This window comes from Paenibacillus sp. YN15 (assembly GCF_003285005.1).
Lineage (GTDB): Bacteria > Bacillota > Bacilli > Paenibacillales > NBRC-103111 > Paenibacillus_AR.
The window spans coordinates 106,752-122,135 of the sequence record NZ_QMFA01000013.1 but is presented as its reverse complement, the minus strand read 5'-3'; the positions used below and the strand labels follow the sequence as shown (position 1 = coordinate 122,135).

Below are 15,384 nucleotides of genomic sequence, written 5' to 3'. Positions count from 1 at the left end.
CTGTCTCTGCAAGAGCTGTTTTTCGTTTTAGTTTACATTCACATAGGTGGTAGCCCGTTCGCCGTTAAACAATATGGCGTTCAGCTCGAAGGAGGTTACGCTGCCGGACAGGCTGACTATGCCGTCCTGGCCAACAGAGACGCTGCCTCCGCCTTCAACCGCGGATACAGTGAACATCGTACCCAGCGCGAAATTATACTTTTTAATCTCGCCCTTCTCGTATTCTGTCCCGAAGTTGTCCGTAATGGTCAACCCCATCGCTTCGTATGCGTCGAATTGGCTGGAATCCGCCAGTTTGTGCTCGTAGGTGGAGTTTTCCACTTTAATGGCATTGGCGGCTACACGCTCGCTTTTCACCGTAACAGTGGTTTGGATCAGCTTCGTATCCCCGTTCACCGCTTGGAAGGAAATCGTCAGTGTAGCGGTCCCGGTTTTGAGGCCGAGGGCATAGCCGCGGTGATCTGCAGATACGCCGGTTTTGATGATGCTGGGGTCAGTGGACACGATGCTCTGGATAATGCCGGGCACCGCCACCTCATCTCCGCCGGAGGTCAGCTTGATCTTGATTTCCTTGGCCAGCTTGCTGACCGTGGGGTCCTCCGCATTGGCCCTTGTCTCCAGGCCATCGGCGCCGGTTGCCGCTTCGGTCAAGCCGCTGTCCACCACATTTGCAAGCTCGTAGTCTTGCGGAATACTATAGGTGAGGTTGCCGATTGTTACCGATCCGAAGGAAACATTTGCCGCAGGAATGTTGAAGGATGCAGTAGCTTGCTTGATGTCGGAAGCCTCCAGACCGCTCAGGGCAACGGTATAGTCGCCTGCCGTGAGAGCCGCGGCGGCTGTCAGGGTGGCAGACTTCTTATCTGCAGACCATGAGACCGTAGTCTGGACAGCTGCTGTGCCTTTGCTTAGGGAAAGAACCGCTTTTGCCGTGTCCACTGCCTCATCGAAGGTAACCTGAACCTTCAGATTATCGCTTGCCGGCTGGGCGGAAACCACGGACACAGGCGTTGTCTCGGGAGGAGTCACCGGCTTGTCCACCAGCTGCTTCACCGTGTAGGAGCTGTTGACCAGATCGGCGCGGTCGGCCGCAACCTCTCCGGTTTTGCCTGCGGGATGGAAGCCCAACGCTCCGGCTTGCTTCACCGCATCGGCATACCACACGGCTCCCGTTGTATCGACGGATTTGCCCAGCCCTCTCAGCAGGATCGCGTCCAGCTGGCCAGCTGTCACTTGCTCTCCCGGCGCAAAGGTGGTATCCGTAACGCCGTCGATCAGACCGGCCTTGCGGGCAGCTTCAACGTAAGGAATGGCCCAGCCGTTGGCCGGGTCCTCCGCCCGGACATCGGAGAAGCTCGAGGCCTGCACGGATGTATCCAACGGAAGCTTAAAGAGGAGCACCGCCACCTTGGCGAATTGGGCGCGGGTCATATTTTGGTCAATGCCGAATGTGTCGCCGGACACGCCTTCAAAAATATCGGCGGCCAGCATCGCGTCAATCTTGGCCTTCAGGCCGGGATCGGCATTCTCCAGATCCTTGAAGTGTTCCGCCGTCAGGGACGCGGCAAACGAGGTTCCGATCGGCTGCACCAAGGCAGCGCCTGTATACAAGGAAAGTGCCATCGTGCCGGTTGCAAGCAAAGCTGCTACTTTTTTCATGAGACCTCCACTAAGAATAGAATAGGAAATAGGATAATACTAACTATACATTGCATCAGACGAGCTGTCATTGTCAATTGTTGCAAAAGATTAAGGATATTGCATCACAATCAGGCCCGCAACATGAGGTTGCCATGGCGGTGCAACGAATGCGGTCTTTATTTGTGCACAGGATTCACATAATATAAGCTTATAAATTTTGCGGAAAGGCAGCTGCTGCTATGATTTTCGGAGAGAAATTGAAAGCGGAAAGAAACAAAAAGGGCTGGTCGCAGGAAGAACTGGCCGAGAAGCTTTTTGTAAGCCGGCAATCCGTCTCCAAGTGGGAGAACGGGCAGCAGGCAATTGGCCCACCCCAAATTAAAGTTTCTGTTTGACGTCCTCTTTTTGGCAGGCGTTCTGCTGCTGGTGATCAAATTGGCGGTCTTGTTGCTGAACAAAGTGGCGGACATGGATATTGGGCTGTATGGCGGAAAGCTCTTTTGGAATTTCGGCTCATTGCTGTTCATGGTTGTCGGAGGAGTGGCCTCCGGCATACTGAAGGAAAAATATAAGCGTGACTAACCCAATTATATTCCTCAACAGCTGGCATCCTTCGCTCTCTCTTTTCCAATGGATTTTGACCAAAAATACATGGCCATGCCGCCAAAGGTTATTCCCGCTCCCAAAAATTGAAACAGGGAAACCGCTTCTCCCAACAACAGATAAGCCAGAATAATGGCCAGAACAGGTTCTCCAATAATCCCCACTGAGACGGTGACAGCTCCCAGTGATCCCAGCAATACATTAAAGAGGTATTGCCCCAGAATAGTCGGGATAATGGCCAGCAGCAAAAAATAAATCCAGTCGGAGGAGTCATAGGACACCAGAGGAACATGATTCACCACATTATAAAGAAGCAAAACCATGCCGCCAATCAAAAATACGATGACGCTGTAGACATTGGCTTCCATCTTGCCGCTTACTTTCTGCCCAGCCAGCATATATGCCGAAACGGACAGAGTGCCGATTAGCGATAAGCCGTCTCCGATCAACGCTTCCTTTGAGATGCCGATGTCTCCCCAGGCGATCAGGATTGACCCCAAAAAAGCAACGGCCAAGCAAAAAGCGGTGAGCGGGGAAGAGCGTTCCTTGAACAAAAAATAGGAGCCCATCAAAACGAATAGCGGCTGTAGAGACAGGATGACCATGGAGCTTGCCACGGAGGTATAAACCAAGGATTCCATCCAGAATAAGAAATGCAATCCCAGAAAAACGCCGGCCAAAACAACGATGCCCCAGTCCCTTTTACTCATCCGGCAACAAGAGATCATTTCCCGGCGGACAAAAGCAAGCATCAGGATTACAGAAAAAAGTAATCTGTACATCCCCGCTATGGAAGTCGGGGTATCCGAAAATTTGATCAAAATGGAAGAGACGGAAACAGACAGAATGCTGATAAATAGCAGAACATACGGATGGGAAGGTGAAGAAGCTTGCTTCAATTTAACCATAGAGCCTCCAAGCTGTTGGAACAATTGCCTGTGCACGGGAATTGTCAGGATGAGCCTAAGCTGGATATAATAATATCATCGCAAAGACCTAAATTGTGCAATTATATCTCTCATTTATATGGAAATATCGTCAACAAAGGAGCTTCGCCTTGAAAAAGCCCTTGCATGAAACGATTCGCTATCCCGATGAGGCATTTCCGTACATTATGTACACGCATACGAATCACAAATCCGTTCCCGAAGGCAGAGGCGTACAGGATCTGCATTGGCATGAAGAATTGCAAATCACTTTGGCGACCAAAGGGAGGATGACCATCCAAATCAACGGAATCGATATTGACTTGGAGGCCGGCCAGGCCATTTTTATCAATAAGAGTGTGCTGCATATTGTTACCCAGCTCAGTCATGACGGCGAATATGTCAGCTTTAATTTCCCGGAGAAGCTTCTTGCCTTTTATTCGGACAGCGCCATGGAAAAAAACTACGTACTGCCTTTTACCAATTCCTACTTATTATCATTGGAGCTCAAAGGGGATGAAGAATGGCATCAGCAAATTCTGCGCATTCTCTGGGATATGAAGAAAGGCTTTGAAATGAAAAAAAGCTGGGGGTGGCAGTACGAAGTTTCCATCCAAACGGTTCAGCTGTGGCTGATTCTGATATCCAATATTTCCTTATCTGAAGAAGAGTCCGCCAATCCCAACAGACTCCAGCAGGAGAGACTGCAATTAATGCTCAGCCATATCCACCAAAACTACAAAGAGAATATAAGCTTGAAGGAAATAGCCGACGCGGCGCATTTGAGTGTTTCGGAATGTACACGCAGCTTCAAAAAAAGCATTCATATGACTCCCTACGCCTACCTGGTCAAGTACCGGATTCAAAGAAGCTGCGAGCTGCTGGAGGCAACCGACTATCCCGTAACCGAAATTGCCCGGAGGGTTGGCTTCAATCATGTCAATCATTTTATCCAGTCCTTCAAAAAGCAGCTTCAGCTTACGCCAAAGGAATCCGCACGAGCAGGGCGCAGCAACAAAAAACCTCCACCGGTCAGGGTAGAGGCTAAATGTTCAGCAATATGATGTTGGGGAGAAGGAAGTGCACCGTGTTGTCAGACCCGGGCTACAAACCGGAACAGATAGGCTTGCTCGTATTGGGCCTGCATCTTATCCCGAATGCTCAGCATAAATTTATCCTTGGCCGTGACGGAGATAAAGCCCGTGGGCTGCCTTCTGCGGATTTCGGCCTGAAAGCCTTCATTGACAAAAGCGGACGCGATATCATCCAGTGTATGCATATTCGCCTTCAATAGACTGTTGGCCTGAATCTGCTGCCGGAAATGGTCCGCGCTGGGGTTCCCCGTGTAATCCGTAAAGGTGGTGTAATACACGCCGCCCGGTTTTAAGGCTTGCCGTATTTTGCGGGCATGAGTGGGCAAATCTTCAATTAAGTAAATTACGGACAAGCTGAAGGCCAGATCGAACCGGTGGGGAAATTGCTCAGGCGAGTCGGTTGCCACATAAGAAAGCGGCAGCTCCCCTTTGCGCTCGTTGGCAAGAACGATTGACTTTTGCGCCAAATCCGTGCCAAAGCCCTCCTTAAACGGTTTTCTTTCGTACAGATAACGCAGAAAGCCGCCTTGATTGCAGCCAAAATCGAGGACAGACATCCCCCGCAAATCCTCCTCCTGTACGAGCTGGATAATTTCCAGCCAGCCCTGGCGGTGGCGCTCCTCCATTTGCTGCTCGCCTTCCGAAAGGTTTTGCCACCAAACATCATAAAGCTTGCTTCCTCCATCCGCCATTTTTCAATGCTCCTTTACACCTGAACTGGTCGATGTTGATGGTGTCCCAGCTCCGCGGAGCCTTGTTGCGATGCTGATCCCCGCCGGGCTTGATAGCGATGCAGTTATCCTGACAGACAATCATCGAGTGGGAAAATTCGCGCTCCACCTATTTAAAGTTAGTTGCATGTCGGTATGTGTATTCTATCATTGCGGGAATGCTTTCATCCATAATCATTAAAAATGATTATAGCCGGGCTGGTTCCGCTCGCGGAGTCTTCCCGTTTCATCCAATTTACTTGCCCGTTGTCCGCGTGATAAAATATTGTCATACCCCAAGCGTTCTTTCACCATGAGAGCGCATGGCTTCGAGGACTTATATGTGGAACAGGAGACTTTAAATGGACAACCAGTTTGAACAGCTTAGAACGCTCAAACATAATCTGACCCGGTTTATGATGATGTACAAGTTTGCTCTGGAGGAGCTCGAAACCAAAATCAGAATTTTGAACGACGAATTTCATTCCCTGCATGAATATAACCCCATAGAGCATACCAAATCCCGGGTCAAGTCGCCGGAAAGTATTCTGAAGAAGCTGGCCCGCAAGGGCGTGGGCGATTCCCTTTCCAGCATCAAGGAAAACATCCGGGATATTGCGGGCCTGCGCATTACCTGCTCCTTCACCGAGGATATTTACTGGATCAGCAGCATGCTGCAAAGCCAGGAGGATATTACGGTGGTCGAGGTGAAGGACTACATCAAACATCCCAAGCCCAACGGCTACCGCAGCCTTCACCTGATTCTCCAGGTTCCCGTCTTTATGTCGGACCGGCAGGAGCTGGTGTATGTGGAGGTGCAGATCCGGACCATTGCGATGGATTTTTGGGCCAGCCTGGAGCACAAAATTTTCTATAAGTATGAAGGCTCCGTCCCCAAGCGCCTGCTGGATGAACTGACCGATGCCGCCAATTCGGCCATGGCCCTGGATATGAAGATGGAAAAGCTGCACAAGGAAATTGAAACCATCAAGCTCACCGACGTGTCCCAAGGGGCACATGCTCCGGAGACGCTGCTTCTCCTGAACCAGGACATCACCATTCCCCAGGCGTTGCTGAAGCTGGCGAATTCGCAGAAATGGTAAAAACAAAGCCGCTGGGGCCTCAACAGGTCCCGCGGCTCTATTTCTTTTGGGTCAAGGCATAGCTTTGCCCAATCATCTCGTGAATCTCTTCCTCCGGTACAGTGCCGTCCAGGATGATGGAGTTCCAATGCTCCTTGTTCAGATGGTACGCCGGAATGACGGAAGGAAACATCTGGCGCCACAGCTCCAGGAACCCCTGCCCGCATTTCACGTTGATCCACATCAGGCCGTTCCGCTCAAAAATCCACGCAAAAACTTTGCGGTTGGCCCGATGCCGCATCACGGTCCAATTGGGGTCGCGGAACGGATAATCCTCATACGTATTCCCCAGCGTTAAACAATAATCAATGGCTTCCTGCCTGGTTTGCAAGGCCTCTCACCCCCGGATGGACAGAAATTCTTCCCATTCATTCGTCTTACAGGGTAAGACAAACGGTCATAGGTGTGCTATACTGTGGGTAGAATGATAAAGAGGAGCTGCGCTAACAGCCCCTCAGTGTGCAGCAACCGCTTGAAAGGCGGTCGGCTTCGGGTATTGCGTCACAAGAATGGACCGCGCACCTTGGCGAGGGGGGCGGTCTATTTCAATTATTATACCAAATTTTGATAGAGCCGCATACTGCGGCTTTTTTTGTGGACAATTGTAACCAACAATCAAGTGTGGTAAAAATAGATTATGTAAATATGAATCGAAATGAGGGTTTTAACAGTGTACATAATCGCTCCCATTGGATTTGGTTTATCGCTATTACTGTTATTTTTGTTCATGCCCTTGGTCATCCGGCTATCTCATTTCTTAAAAGCAGTTGCTGTTCCCAATGAGCGCACCATGCATCATTCCATCATGCCCAGACTGGGCGGAGTCGCAATTTTCTCCTCCTTTATGATCGCCTTGCTTCTGCTGCTGCCATGGTTTCATATGGATAAAAGCACCATCGCCGGAATTCTCCTGGCAGCCTTGATCATCGAAATAACCGGAATTTTGGATGATAAATATACCTTGTCGGCCAAGTGGAAAGCCTTGGGGCAATTCATCGCCACGCTGGTGGTGGTTGGTTCCGGCCTGACGATTGATCAAATACATATCCCTTTTGGGAATGATTTTTTCTTTCCTGTATGGATTTCCATCCCTCTGACCATGTTCTGGATTATGGGCGTGATTAACGCCGTGAACTGGATTGACGGCTTGGACGGGCTGGCCGGCGGGGTTAGCGCCATTGCGCTAATTACCACCATCATTATCGCATTGATCACCGGCAATTTGCCCGTTGTGCTGTTGTGCAGTGTTTTGCTTGGCAGTCTGGTGGGGTTCCTGTTCTTCAACTTTGAGCCGGCGAGAATTTTTATGGGCGAGTCCGGATCGGCGTTCATCGGCTTTTTCCTTGCCACCATGTCCATCATGGGCTTCAAGCAAGCGGTGTTTGTTTCGTTCATCATCCCCATCGTCATTATGGGGGTTCCCCTGTTTGACACCTTGCTGGCAATGACCCGGCGCTGGCTGAATCATAAGCCTGTCTACCTTGCCGACCGGGGGCATCTCCATCATAATCTGGTGGACTACGGCTTAACCAAAAAGCAGGCGGTATATGTCATGTACGGCATCTCCTGTTTTTTCGGCGCCTGCGCCATTATTCTGACTAAAGCGTCGGAATCCCAGGTTACCACGGTTTGTGTCATGATTCTGATATCCTTATTCGTGGTAGCCGCCGCGGAGCTGGTGGGCATTATTAAGAAAAAGCGGATACTGATGCGGTTTCAGCAAATAAGGTCGAAGAGATAATGGAGCAGGACGGGGGCTGTCCGGACAGACGATCCGCTATTTTTCAAAATTGCTCCCTTTTGAGCATTTCGCGGACAGACGATGCGTTATTTGTCTCTGGAGGCGCCCAATATCGCATTTTGCAGTCGCATAACGGAACCACAGTCCGCATAAATGGGAAAACGAGGTTTTTCGTCGTGATAACGGAACCTCGGTCCGGATAAAAGACGGATCGCCAGAAGCGGCGCCGCGTATGCTTAACGCAACAACAAATAACCCAGTCCGCCCCGGCACTGGGTTATTTCCGTTATAGCATCCGCTTCACTTCTGCCGGCCCGCACCGCCCCTCCATCTGGCCGGCTCACTTTCTCCGGCAGCCGCATCCGGCTCCCCGCCGCAGCTTCCCCGACAGCCACACCTTGCCGGGCTTTCCCTTCACGATCAGGGAAATCCGGATACCGTACAGCTTCTCCGCCAGAACCGTCTGATGCCGGACCAGCACCTCCGCCTGGCGTCTGAGCTGTTCCGCAGCCTCGGGAGAATCCAGCGTCAGGGCGGCGATGCCCTCCAGCATATCCGCCAGGGCACGCTGGCTCCGGGCCAGCGAACTGAGGATATCCAGCCTGATCTCCATCTCCCGCTCCTTGGGCGTCATGCGTCATCTCCCGAATCGCCGAACAGATCCGCCAGACTGCCTCCGGTTCCCTCCGATTCTTCCTTCTGAATCAGAATCCCCAGATTCTTGGCAAGCCCCTGCTCCATCCGGGTGATGCCTGCGATCACCTCCACGATGTTCTCATGCAGCTCCAGAGCGTTCTTGTGGAATTCCTCGCAGCCGGGATAGCAGCTTTCGCGCATGTGCCCGCATACCCATGCCCGGCGCTGCTCCGCCTCCAGCGCCTTGGCCTCCAGAATCACCGAAATATGCTCCTGCATCAGCGCCGATGATTCCAGCATATCGAGCAGAGTCTCACCGCGTTTCATGTACGCCTCCTCCTCTCATTCTTCCTCTTGGCCTTGAAGCTCCTTAATCACCGGCTCCAGATTTTCCGCCAAGGCCTCCTCCAAATCCGCCAGACCGTTCAAATAAACGGCAATATTCTTGGACAGATCGTGAGACTGGCTCTTCACGCTGTCCACCCCTGCGCCGGCCATATGGGCATGGGGGATATTGATCACCAGCCCTGCCGCATGGCAGGCCAAATCCCGCTCCGCCTTCAGAATGCGGGCCAGCTCACGGTGAGATTTGGCCATATGGTGCAGGACCCAGTCGATGCGTTCGTTCATTCCCTCACTCCCTTTTTTCACGGAAATGCGCAATCGTGTACCCGTCATTCACAGCATATGCAGCCGGCCAAAAATTGGAACAAAACAGCTTTGTCCTTCATGCCCCGCTCCCTGCAGACAGCCAAAAATCCCGCGGCCGGGCTGATGTCTTGTACGCGCCAATCGAAAGCAGCGTAGGATAGTCTATCGGCGCGCCGCGGGAGCCAGCCTGCACGGATTTGCCTTAAACCCGGCGCGCAGCAGCCCTGTTTTTTGTGAAGGAGGAAGCGGCATGAAAGCAATCGTTACGGGAGGCGCAGGCTTTATCGGTTCCCACCTGGCCAGGGAGCTGCTGGAGCGGCAATGGGAGGTCCATGTTATGGACGATCTGTCCACGGGCCATGCCTCCAAGGTTCCCCAGGGGGCCGCCCTTCATATTGTGGATATCCGTCAGCCGGAGGCGGAGGAACGGATTGCCGCCATCCGGCCGGACATCGTGTTCCATTTGGCCGCCCAGGCGGATGTTCAACGCTCCATTAAGGAGCCGGACACGGATGCGGCCATTAACATCATCGGGACGGCCCGGATTCTCAAGGCATGTCGGGCAGCTCAGGTCCGCAAGCTGATTTTCTCCTCCACTTCCGCCGTTTACGGGGAATTAAGCCGGGAGCGGATAACCGAGGAGGACCCGCCCCAGCCCATCTCCTTCTATGGCATGTCCAAATGGGCGGGCGAGCAGTACCTGGAGGTGTTCCGGCGTCTGCACGGCCTGCCCTACACCGTTCTGCGGTACGGCAATGTCTACGGCCCCGGCCAGACGGCCAAGGGGGAAGGCGGCGTCATCGCCTTGTTCATGGAGAAGCTGGCCAAAAACGAACCCCTGCGGATTCACGGGGACGGCGAACAAACCCGGGATTTCATCTATGTCCGGGATGTGGTGGCGGCCAACCTGGCGGCGGTGGAGGCGGGAGACGGGGAGACCTTCCAGATCAGCACGGGGCACACTACCTCCGTCAACCATATCACCCGGCTGCTCCGGGAGCTGCATCCCGGCGGCGTGCAGGTGCAGTACGGGCCCGCCCGGCCCGGCGACATCCGGCACAGCTGTCTGGCCAACGCTAAGGCGCAGAAGCGGCTCCATTGGCAGCCCGCAGTCAGCTTCCGCCAGGGGCTGGAGGAAACCTACCGCCACTGGTTTCCCCCTTCCGGCTGAAGCCGGCCGCGCCGGCGTTGAGAAAAACTCCTATCGGAGTATTTCGAGGAGGAGCGACCGCGTTAAGCGGAAGTTTTTATCGCCAATCAGAATGTTTTCCTTACGCACTTTAGCACTGTAAAGAACTTACACATTCTGATGTGGTAAGAAAAACGCCTGCGGCGTCCTTTGGCAACCTGCGGCTTACCCATAATAAGGGATGCCCACCCAGGTTTATGTTTGCATAGCCGCAGTCGAAGCGTTCTACCCGCCGCCTCTGATTCAAACAGGGATTCATCAGGTGAGTGCATGATAGCGGGCAACAAATAAAATATCGGCAATGTCCTCCAAAAGACCCTGATTCCCACTGAAAATGAAGCCCTTAGCAGACATTTCATGTCGCTATTCGGTCGATTTTCCGCCTTTCATGCAAATAACAGACATTGTTTTGCCGCTTACACACTTTCAGATCACCCCACCACCCGAGGGAAAGCGCCCCACTTCGAAAGGGCTCCCTTCCCCCAGCGATTATGTAACTACTCAGCTATCTCTTTGGAAAAATGATGTTTTAAAGGGACTCAGAAGCCCTCATTGTCTGCCGCGGGCACATTCCGCTTCCAATTCCACATTGCTGTTATCCGCTTTTAGCGACAACATCTCCGATGTATGGTAGATAGTGGCGGGATATTGGGGATGTGGAATAATATGGAGGATCGATAATGCAAAAGTACATTTATTTTATGGGTCAGCGGCTGGAATGGAGGGTCTAAATGCAAAAGTACATCTATTCACGCGAATTTTAGCCTTTTGGCGGTTTTAAGCGAAAATAAGTGCACTTTTGCATTATGAGAGCGAGATAGAGGGTTAGCGCCTAAAAATAACTGCACTTTTGCATGATAACATTGGTCGATGCTACGGAGGCGAGGACAATGGTAGTTACTGATATTCTAAAAAAATGGGAGCTTCCGTCTTTCAGACTGGCAGGTTTACCGGCGTGGCGCTTACATCGGTGGCATCGGTGGTGATCGGGTGATTATGGGTTGGATGATCCGCTATGCTCTGCAGTTGGTGAGACATAGGCGGTTCCCCCGCTTTCTAACGGCGGTCAGAGCCGCTATTTGTCCCAAAAGAGCGGTTCCAATCTTCTAACGGCGGCTACAGCCGCTATTTGCGGCAACGATCATGCGGAGGGACGGAAAAGCTCCAAATACCGTCTCCCACCGCCGTTAGAATTTCCAAACACCGTTTTTCGGCAAAATAAGGTCTTTTGCCTCCGTTAGAATCCGCAAGGGGCAGACAGTTGCCGCAGCGGGGCTGTAAGCCGGTAACAATCCCCCCCCTCCAACAAAGTAAAAAGGGCTCCCTCTCCTCGGAATTTAATACTTTCTGATATGTGAACAAACGCAAAAACGGCCCGCAACGGGCCGTTTTCTCTGCTTGCAGCAAGGTTTCGCCGGACAAGGATGCGCCGGGCACCTCCACTTACGTGCCGTATACCGCTCCCTCCAGGCTATATGGCCCCACAATCCGGGCCTTCAATTCGGGAGAGCGGACGGTCAGAAAGTAGGAAACCTGGCCTGCTTCCCCGCCTTCCTCATACTTGGTGCGGGTATGGGCCTTGAAGAAGCAAGCCTCCGTCATCTGGTAGACGATGGGGCCGGAGGCGGAATATTTGCGGATTTTGACCTCCAGCTCCCCCATATCCCAGGTTACCGGCTTATCCCAGCCGATCTCCAACAAAAGCATAATGCGGTCCGCCGGCACAAGACCGGACAGGGTGACAGAAGTGAGCACAATTTCGCTCTCCCCAACAGGGAAAGGCTGAAACTCCCCTTTTTTCGCTTCCGTTTTATAGCCGGATTTTTTGTACATGGTCATCACCTCACAAGGATTGAAGCATGGCAATAAACTGGCTGCAGTACAGGTCCGGGTTAAAGTTATTCACCACATGCTGCTGGGCGCCGACCCGGATCGCCTCCCGCAGCTTCCCGTTGCCCATTAATTCCTTCGCCTCGGCAACGGCATGGGCAATATCTCCCAGCTGGTAATACTTGCCCGTCAGGTTATGGTAGATGGAGGTGGATACACCGTCGGAGTTGCTGGTCAGGACGGGACAGCAGCAGCTCATGGCCTCCAGCAGCGCATACGGCGCTCCCTCCACCTTCGAGGTGGAGCACAGGAAACCGCCGGAATCGCCGATGACGGAAAAATAATGCTGCATCTGGGCATGGGGCACATTGGAGCGCAGGGTCAGCCGCCGGCCCAGGTCCAACTTGCTGATCAGCTCCATGAATTTCTCCCGCTCCTCCGGGGAGGAAAGGGTATGATCCTCGAACATCCACATGTTTAGATCGGGAACATGCTTCGCCAGCTGATGGCCGATGTGCAGGAACTCCCGCCAGTTCTTGTTGTCCTCAATCCGCCCCAGCCAGGCTATAATGGGCGCATCATGCTTGGGCGACGGACGGTAGGTAAAGCGGGTATAGTCGAAGCAATTGTTGAACCGGAATTGGGGCTTGGTGGGAAACAGCTCCGCAAACAGCGCGTCAATATGGGGGGTGCATGGATTCAGCAGCCCGTTGGCATAAGCATTGATATAAGGCGCCGCCAAGGTCAACTGCTCTCGGGCTACATGCTTGGGCCCGTAACCCTGGATTTCCAGCACCAGCTTGCCGGTATAGCCCAAGAGGCGTAAGCGCGGAAAGGACATGTGGTCCGTTACGGCGACGATGGCATCGAACTGATGGGAATCCAGAATATGCTTGACTGCAATGTCATCCGTGGTGACATAGACCGGGAAATCGGTGGAATTCTGCAATCCCGCTCCCCAGCGGTAGTACAGGCAATGCCCTTCGATGCCATAATTCCGGAGGGCCCGGCACCTCTCCCGGTTCAGCGTCTCCACACCTCCGCTGGGCACATAATATACAAACAGCACCTTCATAACGTTGGGCTCCCCTCCTGCGGCGAAAGGTTATGCTTACGAAGCAAGCTTTCCTGCGGAAAGCTCTTAGCCGATGCTTTCGAAGCAAGCTTTCCTGCGGAAAGCTCTCAAGGCATCCGAATAAAATCCTCCTGGCTGTAAACGGCCACCACATTGCCGTTCAGCTTGGCATAAGTAATAATTCCCGTAGTATTGTACGAATTGATATTGGTCACCAGCAGCATGGAAAAAGGGATCAGATTGGTGGGAATGTCCGGTATCCAAACAGAGCCGTAAGCGGGAACATGATGCAGCGCCACATATCCGACTGCGCCGTTATAGTACATATGCAAGAGAACGTCGAACCCCTCCGCTCCCAGATTCTGCACCGACAAGTCCATGGACGTAATATAGTTGGAGTCAATTTTTCCGCCTGCCAGTGTTTCCAAACGCATGATGGACAAGCCGACAACCTCCTTTTATAGGGACAAATGGAGCCTTCAGAGCTTTTCTCGCTATTCCTTATTACTTTATGCGGAAGGGCGGACAACGGCAGGGCATACATGGAGGGGGAAAACCCAAACTTATTTCTGTGAGTGTACAATCACCGGGCATAACCGGCGCATTTACTGTGTATAGGAAGGCATCATAATCAATAAAGGAGCGAGCCGACGTGAAGCTGGAAGATTTGAAGGGTGAATATGACGCCATATTCAGCTTGGGCGATTTGTGCCTGGCTGCCATGCAATTGGAAAGATTCAATCTCCGGCCCTATGCAGGCGTGCTGGACTGGATGGCCTCCTACAACCTGTCGGACGTTAGCCGGCTGCTGGCCAACCGGTTTGCCGGATTTATGGACTATCCCAATCTGAAGGTAGTAGGCAATGCCAGCGACAAGCTGTATCTGGTGCTGGAGCAGCAGTACAACTTTTTGTCCAACCACGATTTCTTCACCGCCAATAATTTCCCGCCCCACCTGGCTGCCTATCCTGAAATTAAAGCCAAGTACGACCGCAGAGTGGCCCGCTTCCTGGAGAAAATGGAAACGGCGGATCACATTCTGTTTATCCGGACAGAAGGAACCTATGATCAGGCTGTGGAGCTGGAGGCGGTCCTCGCCGGCCTGGTGAAGAAGGATTTCAAGGTGCTCCTGATCCAGCATGACCTCAATGTGCAAACCCTGGTGGAAAACGACTGGCCCCTGCGCAGAACCTGCTCCATCCGGCTTCCCGATCAGGACAAATGGGAAGGAAACCACCACTATTGGGAGCACATCCTAAGCGGCGTTCAGCTGCGGATTTCCTGAAAGCAGTCTTTCGTTCACACAATCGGCCAGCGCTTCCCCGGCAGTTTCAATTCCGGCGGCGGCGCTGGCCGATTATGTTTTCTATTTCTTCTGGAGAAGAATCATCGTTTCTTCATTGGGGTTGCAATCCAGAGGATAAATATTGATGGCTACGGGCATGAAGGCAAAAATCTGCGTCATCACCTCATTCCAATCCACCCAATGGTTGATAAAGCCGTCGTGATGCTCCACGCCGGTGAAGGTGGTGGAGCCCAATCCATAGAAGAAATTAACCAATACATATTTGGAGCTGACCCGGTAAAGCTCGGAGAACCCGGCTCCCCAATCCTCCAGATGGTTCAGCACATCCTTGCAGTACACAAGCTCGAAGCTCCCGTCCTGAAACGGCAGGCGGTGAATATCGCCCTTTATGAATTTGCCTCCGGGGTATTGGCGGGTGCAGTAATCCACCATATTCTGGGTCATGTCCACACCGGTATAGTCAATGGCAGGCCGGCTGTTTACAGCGCCGACATAATCCACGCCGGGACCGCATCCCACCTCCAGCATTCTGGAGATCTTCAATTGGTCAAGCAAAGACCTGTACAGCTGCCGGACCGGCTTGTAATACCCCTCATTGGCCGACTGCAAAAAATTCCTTGGATCGACATGCTCCCAATAGTTGTTCACTGCTTGATCCTCCCCTCATTTATGCGGTAAAAAGGTATAAACGGCCATATCCGGAAGCTGGTAACCCTTGGGCAGGCCGGAAAAGATCCGGTTCCATACGTAATAATCCACCGTCAGACCCTGGCTGCTGCTTTGCGTCACAAATATCCGGTTATACAAATCCCCCAGCACCTTATACCTGTCATCCTGCAT

The 15,384-nt window shown here is 52.5% G+C and carries 17 protein-coding genes and 1 pseudogene; 6 read left to right on the top strand and 12 right to left on the bottom strand.

The window, feature by feature from the left end; genetic code table 11:
* Nucleotides 1–27: 27 nt before the first annotated feature.
* Complete coding sequence (locus tag DQG13_RS12890) at nt 28–1,659, bottom strand: S-layer homology domain-containing protein (RefSeq protein WP_113020173.1); 1,632 nt, start codon at nt 1,657–1,659, stop codon at nt 28–30.
* A 221-nt stretch (nt 1,660–1,880) separates the two neighbouring features.
* Here DQG13_RS12890 and DQG13_RS12885 point away from each other — a divergent pair.
* Nucleotides 1,881–2,223: pseudogene (locus DQG13_RS12885) on the top strand (helix-turn-helix domain-containing protein).
* 14 nt (nt 2,224–2,237) lie between these two features.
* On the opposite strand, the gene DQG13_RS12880 reads toward DQG13_RS12885, so the two are convergent.
* Entirely contained in the window at nt 2,238–3,152 is a 915-nt protein-coding gene (locus DQG13_RS12880; RefSeq protein ID WP_113020172.1) for a DMT family transporter, read from the bottom strand.
* A gap of 149 nt (nt 3,153–3,301) precedes the next feature.
* Here DQG13_RS12880 and DQG13_RS12875 point away from each other — a divergent pair, with 149 nt between their 5' ends.
* The gene (locus DQG13_RS12875) at nt 3,302–4,234 is read left to right on the top strand and encodes a helix-turn-helix domain-containing protein (protein WP_113020171.1); all 933 of its coding nucleotides are present in this window, start codon (nt 3,302–3,304) and stop codon (nt 4,232–4,234) included.
* Nucleotides 4,235–4,263: 29 nt separating this feature from the next.
* On the opposite strand, the gene DQG13_RS12870 is transcribed toward DQG13_RS12875, so the two are convergent.
* Complete coding sequence (locus DQG13_RS12870) at nt 4,264–4,956, bottom strand: class I SAM-dependent methyltransferase (RefSeq protein ID WP_113020170.1); 693 nt, start codon at nt 4,954–4,956, stop codon at nt 4,264–4,266.
* Nucleotides 4,957–5,336: 380 nt separating this feature from the next.
* Between DQG13_RS12870 and DQG13_RS12865 the strand changes: the two genes are divergently transcribed.
* Nucleotides 5,337–6,077, top strand: coding sequence for a GTP pyrophosphokinase (locus DQG13_RS12865; RefSeq protein ID WP_113020169.1), 741 nt, complete (start codon nt 5,337–5,339; stop codon nt 6,075–6,077).
* A 37-nt stretch (nt 6,078–6,114) separates the two neighbouring features.
* Here DQG13_RS12865 and DQG13_RS12860 read toward each other — a convergent pair whose 3' ends face one another.
* The gene (locus tag DQG13_RS12860) at nt 6,115–6,447 is read right to left on the bottom strand and encodes an MmcQ/YjbR family DNA-binding protein (protein WP_113020168.1); all 333 of its coding nucleotides are present in this window, start codon (nt 6,445–6,447) and stop codon (nt 6,115–6,117) included.
* 459 nt (nt 6,448–6,906) lie between these two features.
* Here DQG13_RS12860 and DQG13_RS12855 point away from each other — a divergent pair, with 459 nt between their 5' ends.
* The gene (locus DQG13_RS12855) at nt 6,907–7,857 is read left to right on the top strand and encodes an MraY family glycosyltransferase (RefSeq protein WP_258525652.1); all 951 of its coding nucleotides are present in this window, start codon (nt 6,907–6,909) and stop codon (nt 7,855–7,857) included.
* Nucleotides 7,858–8,197: 340 nt separating this feature from the next.
* Here the strand turns inward: DQG13_RS12855 and DQG13_RS12850 are convergent, their stop codons facing one another.
* From DQG13_RS12850 to DQG13_RS12840, 3 genes are read right to left on the bottom strand one after another with little or no spacing between them, the layout of a single operon-like run.
* On the bottom strand, nt 8,198–8,491 hold the full coding sequence (locus DQG13_RS12850; RefSeq protein ID WP_113020166.1) for a hypothetical protein: 294 nt from the start codon (nt 8,489–8,491) through the stop codon (nt 8,198–8,200).
* Complete coding sequence (locus tag DQG13_RS12845) at nt 8,488–8,820, bottom strand: alpha-helical endospore appendage domain-containing protein (RefSeq protein WP_113020165.1); 333 nt, start codon at nt 8,818–8,820, stop codon at nt 8,488–8,490. The genes DQG13_RS12850 and DQG13_RS12845 overlap by 4 nt, the downstream gene beginning before the upstream one ends.
* Nucleotides 8,821–8,835: 15 nt before the next feature.
* A complete protein-coding gene (locus tag DQG13_RS12840) occupies nt 8,836–9,123 on the bottom strand; it encodes a nucleoside-diphosphate sugar epimerase (protein WP_113020164.1) in 288 nt (95 codons plus the stop codon).
* Nucleotides 9,124–9,394: 271 nt separating this feature from the next.
* On the opposite strand from DQG13_RS12840, the gene DQG13_RS12835 reads away from it, so the two are divergent.
* Nucleotides 9,395–10,315: an NAD-dependent epimerase/dehydratase family protein gene (locus DQG13_RS12835; RefSeq protein ID WP_113020163.1), complete on the top strand. Its 921-nt coding sequence runs from the start codon at nt 9,395–9,397 to the stop codon at nt 10,313–10,315.
* Nucleotides 10,316–11,776: 1,461 nt separating this feature from the next.
* On the opposite strand, the gene DQG13_RS12830 is transcribed toward DQG13_RS12835, so the two are convergent.
* The 3 genes from DQG13_RS12830 to DQG13_RS12820 form a co-directional block, all read right to left on the bottom strand.
* Complete coding sequence (locus DQG13_RS12830; RefSeq protein WP_113020162.1) at nt 11,777–12,166, bottom strand: hypothetical protein; 390 nt, start codon at nt 12,164–12,166, stop codon at nt 11,777–11,779.
* A gap of 10 nt (nt 12,167–12,176) precedes the next feature.
* The gene (locus tag DQG13_RS12825; protein WP_113020161.1) at nt 12,177–13,238 is read right to left on the bottom strand and encodes a glycosyltransferase family 4 protein; all 1,062 of its coding nucleotides are present in this window, start codon (nt 13,236–13,238) and stop codon (nt 12,177–12,179) included.
* A 107-nt stretch (nt 13,239–13,345) separates the two neighbouring features.
* On the bottom strand, nt 13,346–13,672 hold the full coding sequence (locus DQG13_RS12820) for a hypothetical protein (RefSeq protein ID WP_258525661.1): 327 nt from the start codon (nt 13,670–13,672) through the stop codon (nt 13,346–13,348).
* Between the two features lie 218 nt (nt 13,673–13,890).
* Between DQG13_RS12820 and DQG13_RS12815 the strand changes: the two genes are divergently transcribed.
* Nucleotides 13,891–14,523, top strand: a complete 633-nt coding sequence (locus DQG13_RS12815) for a DUF1796 family putative cysteine peptidase (RefSeq protein ID WP_113020159.1) — start codon at nt 13,891–13,893, stop codon at nt 14,521–14,523.
* A gap of 81 nt (nt 14,524–14,604) precedes the next feature.
* On the opposite strand, the gene DQG13_RS12810 is transcribed toward DQG13_RS12815, so the two are convergent.
* Nucleotides 14,605–15,192: a class I SAM-dependent methyltransferase gene (locus tag DQG13_RS12810; RefSeq protein ID WP_113020158.1), complete on the bottom strand. Its 588-nt coding sequence runs from the start codon at nt 15,190–15,192 to the stop codon at nt 14,605–14,607.
* A 15-nt stretch (nt 15,193–15,207) separates the two neighbouring features.
* Nucleotides 15,208–15,384: a hypothetical protein gene (locus DQG13_RS30755; RefSeq protein WP_181592729.1), complete on the bottom strand. Its 177-nt coding sequence runs from the start codon at nt 15,382–15,384 to the stop codon at nt 15,208–15,210.

Bases quoted from the DNA above. Each gene is read 5' to 3' on its own strand.
- DQG13_RS30755 (WP_181592729.1), bottom strand. From the start codon at position 15,384: ATGCAGGATGACAGGTATAAGGTGCTGGGGGATTTGTATAACCGGATA.
- DQG13_RS12820 (WP_258525661.1), bottom strand. From the start codon at position 13,672: ATGCGTTTGGAAACACTGGCAGGCGGAAAAATTGACTCCAACTATATT.
- DQG13_RS12865 (WP_113020169.1), top strand. From the start codon at position 5,337: ATGGACAACCAGTTTGAACAGCTTAGAACGCTCAAACATAATCTGACC.
- DQG13_RS12840 (WP_113020164.1), bottom strand. From the start codon at position 9,123: ATGAACGAACGCATCGACTGGGTCCTGCACCATATGGCCAAATCTCAC.
- DQG13_RS12850 (WP_113020166.1), bottom strand. From the start codon at position 8,491: ATGACGCCCAAGGAGCGGGAGATGGAGATCAGGCTGGATATCCTCAGT.
- DQG13_RS12880 (WP_113020172.1), bottom strand. From the start codon at position 3,152: ATGGTTAAATTGAAGCAAGCTTCTTCACCTTCCCATCCGTATGTTCTG.
- DQG13_RS12855 (WP_258525652.1), top strand. From the start codon at position 6,907: ATGCATCATTCCATCATGCCCAGACTGGGCGGAGTCGCAATTTTCTCC.
- DQG13_RS12835 (WP_113020163.1), top strand. From the start codon at position 9,395: ATGAAAGCAATCGTTACGGGAGGCGCAGGCTTTATCGGTTCCCACCTG.
- DQG13_RS12890 (WP_113020173.1), bottom strand. From the start codon at position 1,659: ATGAAAAAAGTAGCAGCTTTGCTTGCAACCGGCACGATGGCACTTTCC.
- DQG13_RS12870 (WP_113020170.1), bottom strand. From the start codon at position 4,956: ATGGCGGATGGAGGAAGCAAGCTTTATGATGTTTGGTGGCAAAACCTT.
- DQG13_RS12825 (WP_113020161.1), bottom strand. From the start codon at position 13,238: ATGAAGGTGCTGTTTGTATATTATGTGCCCAGCGGAGGTGTGGAGACG.
- DQG13_RS12845 (WP_113020165.1), bottom strand. From the start codon at position 8,820: ATGAAACGCGGTGAGACTCTGCTCGATATGCTGGAATCATCGGCGCTG.
- DQG13_RS12830 (WP_113020162.1), bottom strand. From the start codon at position 12,166: ATGTACAAAAAATCCGGCTATAAAACGGAAGCGAAAAAAGGGGAGTTT.